Source organism: Paraburkholderia unamae, assembly GCF_003268775.1.
Classification (GTDB): Bacteria; Pseudomonadota; Gammaproteobacteria; order Burkholderiales; family Burkholderiaceae; genus Paraburkholderia; species Paraburkholderia unamae.
Genome location: NZ_QLSU01000010.1, coordinates 197,566 through 210,754 on the forward strand (window position 1 = coordinate 197,566; position 13,189 = coordinate 210,754).

Consider the following 13,189-nt stretch of genomic DNA (forward strand, 5'->3'; position numbering starts at 1 on the left):
GATTGGCGCCGACGTTCTATTTCCTGTGTACCAAGGATTTTCATGACTTCGAGCAATACCCAAAGCCCCCTCGACGCGATCGCCAACGACGCCCTCGGTCTCGACGCCGCTGCCAGCGCTGAAGCGCCTGCGCAAGAAGCCGCCGACACCCCCACGGGTCCGACGTTCGCATCGCTCGGTCTGTCGCCGGAGATCGTCTCCGCGCTGACCGCGGCGGGCTACAAGGCTCCGACGCCCGTGCAGGAACGCGCCATTCCTGCTGCGATCGCCGGCCGCGACCTGCTGGTCTCCAGCCCGACCGGTTCGGGCAAGACCGCAGCATTCATGCTGCCCGCCATCGAGCGCTTTGCCCAGATTCAAAAGGCCCAGGCCGCCCAGCCGCGCGAGCCGCGTCCGCAAGGCGCGAACAGCCAGCAAGGCGATCGCCGCCAGCGCCGCCCGCAACCCGTGGCGCGCCCCGGCCTCCTCGTCCTCACGCCCACGCGTGAGCTCGCCATGCAGGTGACGACGGCCGCTTCGACGTACGGCCAGCACCTGCGCCGTCTGCGCACCGTCAGCATTCTCGGCGGCGTGGCTTATGGCCAGCAACTGATGCTGCTCGCGAAGAACCCCGAGATTCTCGTGGCGACGCCGGGCCGTCTGCTCGATCACCTCGAGCGCGGCCGTATCGATCTGTCCGAACTCAAGATGCTCGTGCTCGACGAAGCCGACCGCATGCTCGACATGGGCTTCATCGACGACATCGACACGATCGTGGCCGCCACGCCCGAATCGCGTCAGACGATGCTGTTCTCGGCCACGCTCGACGGCAAGATCGCGTCGATCACGGGCCGTCTGCTGAAGGACCCGGAGCGTATCGAGATCGTGCGCAAGGTCGAAGCGAACTCGAACATCGCGCAAACCGTGCACTACGTGGACGACCGCGATCACAAGGATCGTCTGCTCGACCATCTGCTGCGCGCCGAAAGCCTCGACCAGGCCATCGTGTTCACGGCAACGAAGATGGACGCCGACCAGCTCGCCGGCAAGCTTGCCGACGCTGGCTTCGAAAGCGCCGCGCTGCACGGCGACCTGCCGCAAGGCGCGCGTAACCGCACGATCCGCGCCCTGCGCGAGCGTCGCGTGCGCGTGCTCGTCGCGACCGACGTCGCGGCGCGCGGCATCGACATCCCCGGCATCACGCACGTCTTCAACTACGACCTGCCGAAGTTCGCCGAAGACTACGTGCACCGTATCGGCCGTACCGGCCGTGCAGGCCGCTCGGGCGTGGCGGTGAGCCTCGTGCATCACGCCGAGCAAGGCGCGCTCAAGCGCATCGAGCGCTTCGTGCGCTCGCCGCTGCCCGTGAACGTCGTGGAAGGCTTCGAGCCGCGCAAGGCACCGCCGGCCAACCGAGGCTTCGGTGGCCGCGGCCGCCCCGGCGGTGGCAACGGCGGTGGCCGTCGCTTCGGCAATGGTGGCGGCAACGGCAAGCCGGGCGGCTACGGCGCACGCGGTGGCAATGGCGGCAACGGTGGCGATCGCAACGGCAACAGCTGGGGCAACAAGCCGGAAGGCTCGCGTGGCGGCTATGGCGCCCGTGAAGGCGGCTACGGTTCGCGTGAAGGCGGCTTCGGCGGCGGCTCGCGCAGCGGCGAAGGCAACCGCGGCGGCTACAGCCAGCAACGCGAAGGCTACGGCCGCCCGCGCGAAGGCGGTGGCGGTTACGGCGCGCGCCGCAACGACGGCCCGCGTGGCGCACGTCGCGACAGCTAAATAACCGACAACGGCGTGTGGCGCGGCCTTCGAGCCGCCCCGCCGCCGCAGCGAAATGCTCAAGGACCGGTGCTCAGGCACCGGTCTTTTTTTATTTCCACGCAAATTTCACGATATGAAAAATTTTTTTGCTTCGTAAAAAATCGTGCTGCGTGGCACAAAGCGCCCGATTGCAAGATGGAAAATCACCTTTCACATCGCAAAATTAAAAGTGTAAATAATTGATTTTATTAAAATAAAAACATCGAAAAAAGCACCTTGCCTGCCTGTTGCCGGCTGATCGATTTGCCTAGACTCTTATATAAGAGTTAGCGAAACGAAACGGCCAAATCCAGTCCCGGCGCCTTCGTTTCTTGAGATTCAAGCGGTTCAGCCGTTCGGTATCAGCGATCCACTTATCCGGTAAACGAAGGAGCACGCCATGTCGACACGTCAACAGCAAGCCCAGCAACTCCAACAGCAATGGGAAACCGATCCACGCTGGAAGGGCATCAAGCGCAACTACACCGCTGAAGACGTCGTGCGCCTGCGCGGTTCGATCCAGCCGGCGCACACGCTCGCGAAGCTCGGCGCCGAGAAGCTCTGGAAAGGTGTGAACACCGAGCCGTTCATCAACGCACTGGGCGCGCTCACGGGCAACCAGGCCATGCAGCAGGTGAAGGCCGGCCTCAAGGCGATCTATCTGTCCGGCTGGCAGGTCGCGGGCGACGCCAATCTCGCGGGCGAAATGTACCCCGACCAGTCGCTCTATCCGGCCAATTCGGTGCCGCAGGTCGTCAAGCGCATCAACAACACGCTCACGCGCGCCGACCAGATTCAGTGGTCCGAAGGCAAGAATCCCGGCGACGAAGGCTACACCGACTTCTTCCAGCCGATCGTGGCCGACGCCGAGGCGGGCTTCGGCGGCGTGCTCAACGCGTTCGAACTGATGAAGGCGATGATCGAAGCGGGCGCGGCAGGCGTGCACTTCGAAGACCAGCTCGCTTCGGTGAAAAAGTGCGGCCACATGGGCGGCAAGGTGCTCGTGCCGACGCGCGAGAACATCGCCAAGCTCACGGCCGCGCGCCTGGCCGCCGACGTCTGCGGCGTGCCGACCGTGCTGCTCGCCCGCACCGACGCCGAAGCCGCCGACCTCGTGACCTCGGACATCGACGACAACGACAAGCCGTTCCTTACCGGCGAGCGCACGGTGGAAGGCTTCTTCCGCACGCGCAACGGTCTCGAACAGTCGATCGCGCGCGGCCTCGCCTACGCGCCGTACGCCGACATGATCTGGTGCGAGACAGGCAAGCCGGATCTGGAGTTCGCGAAGAAGTTCGCCGAAGCGATCCACAAGCAGTTCCCGGGCAAGCTGCTCTCGTACAACTGCTCGCCGTCGTTCAACTGGAAGAAGAACCTCGACGACGCGACCATCGCCCGGTTCCAGCGCGAGCTGGGCGCGATGGGCTACAAGTTCCAGTTCATCACGCTCGCGGGCTTCCACTCGCTGAACTACTCGATGTTCAACCTCGCGCACGGCTATGCGCGCCAGAACATGAGTGCGTTCGTCGAGCTCCAGCAGGCCGAGTTCGCCGCCGCCGAAAAGGGCTTCACCGCCGTGAAGCACCAGCGCGAAGTGGGCACGGGTTACTTCGACGCCGTGACGCAGACGGTCGAGCGCGACGCGTCGACGACCGCCCTGCACGGGTCGACCGAAGACGAACAGTTCTTCGACAAGAAGGTGGCGTAAGACCACCGGCAGCAACGGCAGGCGCAAGCCGCCGCGCACGAGACGGCAGCCGGCGCGCGTTACCTTGGCGGGGCGCGCCGGCCGCCCAACGGCGCGGCACGCGCGCGCCGCAAGGCGTTTCAGGGAGAAGCCGTAGAAGCGGAAGCGGCAGGTGGTAGCAAGCAGGGAGCAGCGATAACAAGAAAGACACAGGCCGCGCGTGCCGGACAGAATCCGGCTCGCGGCACGCCCAGCCAACGCACCGGGCGTGCAGGGCCATGTGCTTCGTCGCGTCTGCGGACCCGCCACCCGGCCCCAACCTAGCGGTACACGATCACCGGAATCTTCGTATGGGTGAGCACGCGCTGCGTTTCGCTGCCGATCAACAGGCTGCCGAGCCCGCGCCGCCCGTGCGAGGCCATGAATATGACATCGCAGCCGCCCGCTTCGGCGGCTTCGATGATGCCGAGATACGGCGATGGATGCACGCTCGTGCGGCTCTCGCAGCTCACGCCCGCGTTGCGTGCCGCCGCCTCGATTTCCTGTAGATGCACGCGCGCCTCGCGCTCGCTGCGCGTCTGGAAGTCGCCGGGCGGCTCGATCACCACGTCGGCATAAGGCGAGTATGGGTACTGCGGCAGGCACGCGTAAGCCGTGACGCGCGCGCCGACCGTGCGGGCGAGGTCGATCGCGCCGTCGATCGCCTTCTTCGACAGCTCCGAGCCGTCGGTCGGAACAAGGATGTGCTTGAACATGGCGCCCTCCGTGGTCTGGCGGATGATGGGCAAGTCAGGCGGCGTCTCGCGCTGGCGTGCGCAAAGCCCCCCAGGTCGATTGTAGTGCGCGAAAAAACCGCGCAAGCCGTGCGTGCGGGTCATCCCGGATATCGGAAACACGCAGCGCGGCCCCTATCCCCAGTAACCGGGTTGACCGTAGGTATGCTTGAGATAGTCGAGAAAGAGGCGTACACGCAGCGGCAGATGCCTGCGCTGCGGAAACACGGCATGAATGCCGATCGGCGGCGCCGCGAATGCGTCGAGCACGCTCACGAGCCGGCCCGCCGCGATGTCCTCCCCGACTTCCCACCACGAGCGCCACGCAAGTCCGTGGCCTGCGAGACACCATTCGTGCAGCACCGCGCCGTCCGAGCATTCCATCGTGCCCCCCACGCGGATCGACATCACCTTGCCGTCCTGCTGGAATGCCCAGCCGCGCTGCTGGTTCGCGCTCGCGCCGAACGCGAGGCAGTTGTGGCGCGCGAGATCGGCGGGCGTGTCGGGTTGGCCGCGCCGCGAGAGATACGCGGGTGCGGCCACGCACACGCGGCGGTTCTCGCCGAGCTTGAGCGAAACCAGGGACGAATCGGGCAGTTCGCCCAGACGCACCGCGCAATCGAAACCTTCATTGACGAGATCGACGAGCCGGTCCGACAGATCGAGCGTGAGCGTCACATCCGGGTGCGCGACCGTGAAATCGGGCACGAGCGGTGCGACATGCCGCCTGCCGAAGCCGGCCGGCGCCGACACGCGCAAGTGCCCGCTCGCCTTCACGCCGCCCGCCGACACGCTCGCCTCGGCGTTCTGCATGTCGTGAATGATGCGCTGGCAGTCCTCGAGGAACGCGGAGCCTTCGAAGGTGAGCGTGATGCGCCGCGTGGTGCGCACGAGCAGCTTCACGCCAAGGCGTTCCTCCAGCGCGTCGATGCGCCGGCCGATGATGGCGGGCGCCACACCCTCGGCCTGGGCGGCGGCGGAAAGGCTGCCCTTGGCAGCCACGGTCACGAAGGTTTCGATCTGCTTGAAGCGGTCCATGGGTGGGCAATACCGGCACTGAGCAACAGAAATAGAGGGAAAGACAAATCAGGTCGCCAGATTAGGTGGGTAAAAGTAAAAGATCAAGTGATCAATCCCGCCTTTTTCAGTGATACGACTCATGAATACAATCGACCTCGACCTCTGAAGATGGAGTGCAAGGCTATGTCGGCCACAACGACACCACTCGCAACCGCAATCTCCTTTCCCAAGGCAGTGATTTTCGACGCGTACGGCACGCTGTTCGACGTGCACTCGGTCGTCGCTGCCGCCGAGCAGATGTTTCCAGGCCAGGGCGAAGCGCTCTCGCAGCTCTGGCGTCTGAAGCAGATCGAATACACGCAGCTGCGCACGCTCTCGGACCCCGCCGGCGCGCGCTACCGCCCGTTCTGGGACATCACGCTCGACGCGCTGCGCTACGCCGCGCGCCGCCTGAACCTGCCGCTCACGGGCGCGGGCGAAAAGCGTCTGATGGACGAATACGCGTGCCTGTCCGCGTTCCCCGACGTGTTGCCCGTGTTGCGCCGCCTGCGCGAGCCGCGCGAAAACGGCACGCGCACGGGCCTCGCCATCCTCTCGAACGGCAATCCGCAGATGCTCGACATCGCCGTGAAAAGCGCCGGTATGAGCGGCCTGTTCGACCACGTGCTCTCCGTCGACGCCGTGCGCGCCTACAAGCCCGCCGCCGCCGCGTACGCGCTCGGCACGACCGCCTTCGACGCCGCGCCCGGCGAGATGGTGTTCGTCTCGTCGAACGGCTGGGACGCCGCGGGCGCGGGCTGGTTCGGCTACACCACGTTCTGGATCAATCGCCAGCGGCTGCCCGCCGAGGAACTCGGCGTCGCGCCGCACGGCACCGGCGGCGGCATGGCAGAGCTCGCCGCCTTTATCGAAACCGCTGCGCCCGCCGGGCGAAGCCGCCCTCGCCCCAGCCCGGGCGCATGACGGCACGCCTCGCACGACGCAGCCATAACAACCACGCATTCACAATCTGACCGACCAAGGAGCAAGAAAATGGCGAACACGTTGCAACTGCCGCAAGGCATGCAGATCACGGCTGACATCCAGCCCGGCTTCGAAACGATCCTCACGCCCGAAGCGCTCGAACTCGTCGCAAAGCTGCACCGCGCATTCGAGCCGCGCCGCCAGGAACTGCTGAAGGCACGCGTCGAGCGCACCAAGCGCCTCGACGCCGGCGAGCGCCCCGACTTTCTTGCCGACACCCAATCCATCCGCGAAGGCGACTGGAAGATCGCGGCGCTGCCGAAGGACCTCGAATGCCGCCGCGTGGAGATCACGGGCCCGGTCGAGCGCAAGATGATCATCAACGCGCTGAACTCGGGCGCGGATTCGTACATGACCGACTTCGAGGACTCGAACTCGCCGAACTGGGAAAACCAGATCGTCGGCCAGCTCAACCTCAAGGACGCCGTGCGCCGCACGATTTCGCTCGAGCAGAACGGCAAGACCTACCAGCTCAACGACAAGACCGCGACGCTGATCGTGCGTCCGCGCGGCTGGCACCTCGACGAGAAGCACGTGACGGTGGACGGTCAGCGCGTTTCCGGCGGCATCTTCGACTTCGCGCTTTACCTCTTCCACAACGCGAAAGAACTGATTTCGCGCGGCAGCGGCCCGTACTTCTATCTGCCGAAGATGGAAAGCCACCTCGAAGCACGCCTGTGGAACGACATCTTCGTCGCGGCGCAGGAAGGCGTGGGCATCCCGCGCGGCACGATCCGCGCGACGGTGCTGGTCGAGACGATCCTCGCCGCGTTCGAGATGGACGAAATCCTCTATGAACTGCGCGAGCATAGCTCGGGCCTGAACGCCGGCCGCTGGGACTACATCTTCTCGGCCATCAAGAAGTTCAAGAACGACAAGGACTTCTGCCTCGCCGACCGCTCGCAGATCACGATGACGGTGCCGTTCATGCGCGCCTATGCGCTCGAACTGCTCAAGACCTGCCACAAGCGCAACGCCCCGGCGATCGGCGGCATGAGCGCGCTCATTCCGATCAAGAACGACGCGGCCGCCAACGACAAGGCCATGGCCGGCGTGCGCTCGGACAAGGCGCGCGACGCAACCGACGGCTACGACGGCGGCTGGGTCGCGCACCCGGGCCTCGTGCCCATCGCGATGGAAGAGTTCGTGAAGGTGCTCGGCGACAAGCCGAACCAGATCGGCAAGCAGCGCCCCGACGTGAACGTCGCGGGCAAGGACCTGCTCGACTTCCGTCCGGAAGCGCCGATCACCGAAACGGGCCTGCGCAACAACATCAACGTGGGCATCCACTACCTGGGCTCGTGGCTCGCGGGCAATGGCTGCGTGCCGATCCACAACCTGATGGAAGACGCAGCCACCGCCGAAATCTCGCGCTCGCAGGTGTGGCAATGGATCCGCACGCCCAAGGGCAAGCTCGATGACGGCCGCAAGGTCACGGCCGAATACGTGCGCGAGCTGATTCCGCAGGAGCTGGACAAGGTCAAGGCTTCGGTCGGCGGGGACACGAAGACCTACGAGCGCGCCGCGCAGATCTTCGAGCAGATGTCGACGGCGGATAACTTCGTCGAATTCCTGACGCTGCCGCTTTACGAAGAAATCTGATCGATCGGCAGAGCTAACGATCAGCCGATGAAAAAGGCCCGGCGGACGCAAGTCCGCCGGGCCTTGGTGCTTTCACGCACGGCGCACTCAGCGCAAACTCAGCGCGCCAGCCGGTACGCGACCCAGTCGCCGCTTTCGATCTCGGGGCGTCCGGCGATGGCGCCAGGCGCGACCGGATAGTAAAGGCAGGCAATGCGTTCGCCCTGCACTTCGATGTTCACTTCCTTCGAAATGAACAAACCATCGACGCCCGGATAGACCTGTTCGATCTCGTCGAGCACGGGCAGCAGCGCATCGTCGATTTCATAGACGTCGCCCACCACCGTCGATTGCACATCGGCGGCCTCGGTCACCATTCCCGGATAACTCCCGAAGTCGAACAGGCGGCCCGCAAGCCGCGTGAGACCGAGATGGCGCGGCCGCGCAATGGCGTGGCGATCCGCGGCGAGGTTGATGTCGTTGATCTCGCCCGCGCGCAAGGTGCCGTAGACGAACACGTATTTCATGGCGTTTTGCTCCTTCAAGGCGGCTCGCCGGACACGAGCTCGCTGCCGTTTCGGCGACATTATGCCCCGGCGCGCGCCGTGCGCGGCCCGATCCTCCGCACGCGAGCCGGATCGCCCCGAGGCGTCTACAATGAGTCCGCCCGCTCGTCCTTCCCCCGCATCAGGCCATGTCTCAGGACCCTCTCGCCAATTCACCCCGCGCCGAGCTGATCGATATTCCGCCCGAGTTCGCGCCCACGCCCACGCACCCCATTCGCGTGCGCTCGCGCCCCATGCCGGCCGGCATCTCCATCGCGCTGCACACGCATGCGTGGGCGCAGCTCGCCTATTCGTCGCGCGGCGTGCTGCGCATGGCGACGCCCGGCACGACATGGATGGTGCCGCCCTCGCGCGCGATCTGGGTGCCGCCGTATGTGACGCACGAGGTCGTGATCGTCGAGGACGCCTTCCTGCGCACGCTCTACGTCGACGGTTCGGTGATTCCACCCGGACTCGACGCGTGCCGCGTGGTCGAGGTCTCGGGCCTGCTGCGCGAGACAATCGCGGCACTCGACGAGCGTGGCATCACGCCGGCGCGCGAGCGCCTGCTCGGCACGCTGGCGCTCGACGAGATCACGCGCTCGGCCCCGCTGCCGCTCGCGGTGCCGATGCCCGAGGAAAAGCGCTTGCGCGCGCTGTGCGAGGCGCTGATCGCCGACCCGGCGGGACCGGGCTCGCTCGAATACTGGGCCGCTCACGTGGGTGCGAGCACCCGCACGATCGCGCGGCTCTTTCGCCAGGAACTGGGTGTGAGCTTCTCGCAGTGGCGCCAGCAAGCGATCCTCGCGCGCGCGATTCCGCTGCTCAACCAGGGGCGGCCGATGGCCATCGTGGCACAGGAGCTTGGCTACCAGAGCCAGAGCGCGTTTTCGGCAATGTTTCGCCGCGCCTTCGGCGAGAGCCCGCGTGCCTTCATCGCCCGCGGCGCAGGCGAACGGGAAGAGGACGAACCCGAAGACTCTGTGGCCGCGACGCGCGACGCTGCGCCATAAATTCAGACCAGCCGCGTCATATGGCGGATCGAGCCAAGACGCGCAAGCCGCGGCCCCGCCACGCGGTAACCCATGCGCAGATAAAGACGCGCCGCCGGGTTATCGACGAACACGCGCAGTTGCAGCTCGCGCAGGCCGCGCTCGCGCGCCCACTGATGCGAGATGTCGAGCAGGAACGTCCCTGCGCCATTGCCGCGATACCCTTGCGCGATCTGCACGTCGCGAATGTGCAGCGAGTCGCCCTCCTGCGTCACGCGCAGCACGCCGATCGCATCGCCATCGAGTTCGAGAATGAAGTTTTCGGACTCGCGATAGCTCGCCAGAAAGAGATCGCCGCGCCAGACGAGGTGATGCCGCAGGTAGTAGCCGCCCATGTTGTTGCGCGTGAGCGCCTCGGCGAATTCGAAATCGTCCATGGTGGCGTGGCGCAACTGGAAACGCGACGGAATGTCGTTCGGTGCGAACATGTCGGCAAGCAGGGAAACGTAGGTTTCGACAACGCTACGATAACGCGCAGCGCCCGGCAATCGCAGATTGTCCGTACGACGGGCAGAAATAGCGTGTAGGGAAAGGATCAGGAAAACATCAGGAACGCAGCGGGGAAAAGTCTGCGGAAAAAGAAAAAGCCCGTTGGACGTATCCAACGGGCTTTATTCTGGCGGAGCGGACGGGACTCGAACCCGCGACCCCCGGCGTGACAGGCCGGTATTCTAACCAACTGAACTACCGCTCCAGCTTGCTGCTCAACCTACGGGCGTCGGTCGATTCCCGTTGGCGGCGTCGCCGCATGACTTTCTTGGCGCCGCATTTTTATTTGGCGTCCCCTAGGGGATTCGAACCCCTGTACTCACCGTGAAAGGGTGATGTCCTAGGCCTCTAGACGAAGGGGACAACACAGGCTTTCGCCTTGAACTGCAATCCGTCCGATACGACTGAACGACTTTGAATCTGGCGGAGCGGACGGGACTCGAACCCGCGACCCCCGGCGTGACAGGCCGGTATTCTAACCAACTGAACTACCGCTCCAGCTTGCTGCTCAACCTGCGGGCGTCGGTTGATTCCCGCTGGCGGCGTCGCCACACTGCTTTGGCGCCGCATTTTAATTTGGCGTCCCCTAGGGGATTCGAACCCCTGTACTCACCGTGAAAGGGTGATGTCCTAGGCCTCTAGACGAAGGGGACAACACGGGCTTTCGCCTGTAATCGTCACTTTAACTAAAAAGCCCGCTCACAGTTTCTGAACGGGCTCGTTCTGGCGGAGCGGACGGGACTCGAACCCGCGACCCCCGGCGTGACAGGCCGGTATTCTAACCAACTGAACTACCGCTCCAACTCGACACAATCAGATGGATGTCGGCTGACTTCCACCCGATGCTTCGCCAATCTCATTGACGCCGCTCATGTCTGGCGTCCCCTAGGGGATTCGAACCCCTGTACTCACCGTGAAAGGGTGATGTCCTAGGCCTCTAGACGAAGGGGACATGATCTTTTCAGATAATGCCGCTACCACACTTTACTGCCTGATCCTGCCAACTGCTTGTTCTGTTGGTGGAGGTAAGCGGGATCGAACCGCTGACCTCTTGCATGCCATGCAAGCGCTCTCCCAGCTGAGCTATACCCCCTTGCAGAACAGAAGCGAGATTATAAACATCAATTTCGCTTTCGTCAAGAGCTTTTGAATCGTTTTTTGTAGCGCTTCGAGGTTTTCTTGAAACTTCGTTGCCCGATTCTGCCGCTCTTTGCGTGAGATTTGCTGCTTCTCGCGCTCCGTATTCAACGGAGCCCGAATACTACAAGAACTCCCGCCCGGGCGCTAGGGCCCGAGCGAAAAATTCTTCAAATAATTTAGTTGGCGCCCGAAATGCCCTTCTCCAGGCGGCTCACCACGGCATCGCGGCCGAACAGCACGAGCACCGCATCCACCGACGGCGTATGCGTCGTCCCCGCCACCAGCAGACGGGCCGGCATCGCAAGCTGCGGCATCTTGAGCTTGTGCGTGGCAAGCGTGCCCTTGAGCGCGGCGGAGACGCCCTCCTTCGTCCACTCGGCGGCCTTGAGCGCCGCGGCGAGATCGGCAAGCGCCGGACGCACCGCGTCGGTCAGATGCTGCGCAAGCGCGTCCGCTTCCGGCTGCGGCTCGCGATAGAACATCATCGCGCTCTCGGCGATCTCCTTGATCGTGTTCGCACGATCCTTGAAGAGCGCCACCACGCCTTCGAGCGACGGGCCGTTCGCGAGCGCCGCCTCGTCCACGCCGAGCGCCGCGAAGAACGGCTTCGAGAGTTCGGCCAGGCGCGCGTGGTCCACTTCCTTCAGGTAGTGGTTGTTGAGCCAGTTGAGCTTGTTGTGGTCGTACTGCGCCGGCGACTTGCCGAGATGGTCGAGATCGAACCACTCGACGAACTGCTCGCGCGTAAACACTTCGGCGTCGCCGTGCGACCAGCCCAGACGCGCGAGATAGTTGAGCACGGCCTCCGGCAGATAGCCGGCATCGCGATAGCCCATCACGCTCATCGCGCCATGACGCTTGCTCATCTTCTCGCCCTGCTCGTTGAGCACGGTGGGCAGGTGCGCGTAGACCGGCGGCTCGGCGCCGAGCGCGCGCAGGATGTTGATCTGGCGCGGCGTGTTGTTCACGTGATCGTCGCCGCGAATCACGTGCGTGATCTTCATGTCGAGGTCGTCCACGACCACGCAGAAGTTGTAGGTCGGCGTGCCGTCCGGGCGTGCGATCACGAGGTCGTCGAGTTCTTCGTTCGAGATCTCGACGCGACCCTTCACGGCGTCCTCCCATGCCACCACGCCCGTAAGCGGATTACGGAAGCGCAGCACGGGCTGCACGCCTTCGGGCGGCGTGGGCAGCACCTTGCCCGGCTCCGGACGCCACGTGCCGTCGTAGCGCGGCTTCTCGCCGGCGGCGCGCTGGCGCTCGCGCAGCGCGTCGAGCTCTTCGGTCGACATGTAGCACGGGTACACGAGGCCGTTCTGCTGCATCTCCTTGAGCACTTCGCGATACCGGTCCATGCGCTGCATCTGGTAGAACGGGCCTTCGTCGAAATTCAGGCCGAGCCACGCCATGCCTTCGAGAATCGCATCGACCGACTCCGAGGTCGAACGCTCGAGGTCGGTGTCCTCGATCCGCAGCACGAAGACGCCCTCGTTGTGGCGCGCGAACGCCCAAGGGTAAAGCGCGGAGCGGATGTTGCCGAGGTGGATGAAGCCGGTCGGGCTCGGCGCGAAACGGGTACGGACGGGAGTCGTGGTCATGGGCGATTACTCGAAGACGATGCCGGCCGGCGGCGCGCGACGCTGGCGATGAAGGCAGCAACGGCGGCGGCGGACAGCCAGGGTTCGCGGCGCATTCGGCTCGCGCCTGAAGCGCGCGGGCGCCGGGGCGCGCAGCCGGGCGCGCGCGAACGGAAATCCGGGAAAATTAGAGACCGGATTATACCCGCCGCACGCGGCTTCGGCCCGAGGGAAAGTCCGGCGCGGGCGGCCGCTACCAGCACATGGCGTCCTGGCGTCTGTCCCATACCTTCGTCCATGCGTTCGCAGGAAGCGATGCGCACCGTCATGCGCCGACACATCGCGTTACATGCACGCTCGCAAAACCCGCCGCCCTTTGCCTTATGATGTCGGCGCGCCGCCACTTGCCAACAAGATGCGGCGCCGCGCGCGCAAACACAGTCACTCGGCCGCACGCGCGAGAGAGACCGGGGCACCGCGCCGCTCGTCGACCTGGTTCGACCTGGTGTCGACCACTCGGCAGGCT

10 protein-coding genes and 7 tRNA genes are annotated in these 13,189 nt (G+C 64.8%); 5 read left to right on the top strand and 12 right to left on the bottom strand.

Going from position 1 to position 13,189, the window contains the following annotated elements:
* Nucleotides 1–42 precede the first annotated feature (42 nt).
* On the top strand, nucleotides 43–1,755 hold the full coding sequence (locus C7401_RS18430; RefSeq protein WP_112172833.1) for a DEAD/DEAH box helicase: 1,713 nt from the start codon (nucleotides 43–45) through the stop codon (nucleotides 1,753–1,755).
* Nucleotides 1,756–2,176: 421 nt separating this feature from the next.
* Nucleotides 2,177–3,484, top strand: coding sequence for an isocitrate lyase (gene aceA, locus C7401_RS18435; RefSeq protein ID WP_112172834.1), 1,308 nt, complete (start codon nucleotides 2,177–2,179; stop codon nucleotides 3,482–3,484).
* A gap of 299 nt (nucleotides 3,485–3,783) precedes the next feature.
* Here aceA and C7401_RS18440 read toward each other — a convergent pair whose 3' ends face one another.
* Together C7401_RS18440 and C7401_RS18445 are read right to left on the bottom strand one after the other, a co-directional pair.
* Entirely contained in the window at nucleotides 3,784–4,218 is a 435-nt protein-coding gene (locus C7401_RS18440) for a universal stress protein (protein ID WP_112172835.1), read from the bottom strand.
* A 153-nt stretch (nucleotides 4,219–4,371) separates the two neighbouring features.
* Nucleotides 4,372–5,274: a LysR family transcriptional regulator gene (locus C7401_RS18445; protein WP_112172836.1), complete on the bottom strand. Its 903-nt coding sequence runs from the start codon at nucleotides 5,272–5,274 to the stop codon at nucleotides 4,372–4,374.
* 165 nt (nucleotides 5,275–5,439) lie between these two features.
* Here C7401_RS18445 and C7401_RS18450 point away from each other — a divergent pair, with 165 nt between their 5' ends.
* Both C7401_RS18450 and aceB read left to right on the top strand, forming a co-directional pair.
* Complete coding sequence (locus tag C7401_RS18450; RefSeq protein WP_112172837.1) at nucleotides 5,440–6,219, top strand: haloacid dehalogenase type II; 780 nt, start codon at nucleotides 5,440–5,442, stop codon at nucleotides 6,217–6,219.
* 69 nt (nucleotides 6,220–6,288) lie between these two features.
* Nucleotides 6,289–7,881, top strand: coding sequence for a malate synthase A (aceB, locus tag C7401_RS18455; protein ID WP_112172838.1), 1,593 nt, complete (start codon nucleotides 6,289–6,291; stop codon nucleotides 7,879–7,881).
* Between the two features lie 98 nt (nucleotides 7,882–7,979).
* Here the strand turns inward: aceB and C7401_RS18460 are convergent, their stop codons facing one another.
* Complete coding sequence (locus tag C7401_RS18460; protein ID WP_112172839.1) at nucleotides 7,980–8,387, bottom strand: gamma-glutamylcyclotransferase family protein; 408 nt, start codon at nucleotides 8,385–8,387, stop codon at nucleotides 7,980–7,982.
* A gap of 167 nt (nucleotides 8,388–8,554) precedes the next feature.
* Here C7401_RS18460 and C7401_RS18465 point away from each other — a divergent pair, with 167 nt between their 5' ends.
* Complete coding sequence (locus tag C7401_RS18465) at nucleotides 8,555–9,418, top strand: AraC family transcriptional regulator (RefSeq protein WP_112172840.1); 864 nt, start codon at nucleotides 8,555–8,557, stop codon at nucleotides 9,416–9,418.
* Nucleotides 9,419–9,420: 2 nt separating this feature from the next.
* Here C7401_RS18465 and C7401_RS18470 read toward each other — a convergent pair whose 3' ends face one another.
* From C7401_RS18470 to gltX, 9 genes are all read right to left on the bottom strand, one after another.
* Entirely contained in the window at nucleotides 9,421–9,885 is a 465-nt protein-coding gene (locus C7401_RS18470; RefSeq protein ID WP_112172935.1) for a GNAT family N-acetyltransferase, read from the bottom strand.
* A gap of 189 nt (nucleotides 9,886–10,074) precedes the next feature.
* Nucleotides 10,075–10,151: transfer RNA gene (locus tag C7401_RS18475), tRNA-Asp, on the bottom strand.
* 82 nt (nucleotides 10,152–10,233) lie between these two features.
* Nucleotides 10,234–10,309, bottom strand: a tRNA-Glu gene (locus C7401_RS18480).
* 58 nt (nucleotides 10,310–10,367) lie between these two features.
* A tRNA-Asp gene (locus C7401_RS18485) sits at nucleotides 10,368–10,444 on the bottom strand.
* 79 nt (nucleotides 10,445–10,523) lie between these two features.
* Nucleotides 10,524–10,599, bottom strand: a tRNA-Glu gene (locus tag C7401_RS18490).
* A 71-nt stretch (nucleotides 10,600–10,670) separates the two neighbouring features.
* Nucleotides 10,671–10,747, bottom strand: a tRNA-Asp gene (locus C7401_RS18495).
* Between the two features lie 75 nt (nucleotides 10,748–10,822).
* Nucleotides 10,823–10,898: transfer RNA gene (locus C7401_RS18500), tRNA-Glu, on the bottom strand.
* Between the two features lie 65 nt (nucleotides 10,899–10,963).
* Nucleotides 10,964–11,039 (bottom strand) — tRNA-Ala (locus C7401_RS18505).
* Between the two features lie 223 nt (nucleotides 11,040–11,262).
* Nucleotides 11,263–12,684: a glutamate--tRNA ligase gene (gltX, locus tag C7401_RS18510; RefSeq protein WP_112172841.1), complete on the bottom strand. Its 1,422-nt coding sequence runs from the start codon at nucleotides 12,682–12,684 to the stop codon at nucleotides 11,263–11,265.
* Between the last annotated feature and the right edge of the window lie 505 nt (nucleotides 12,685–13,189).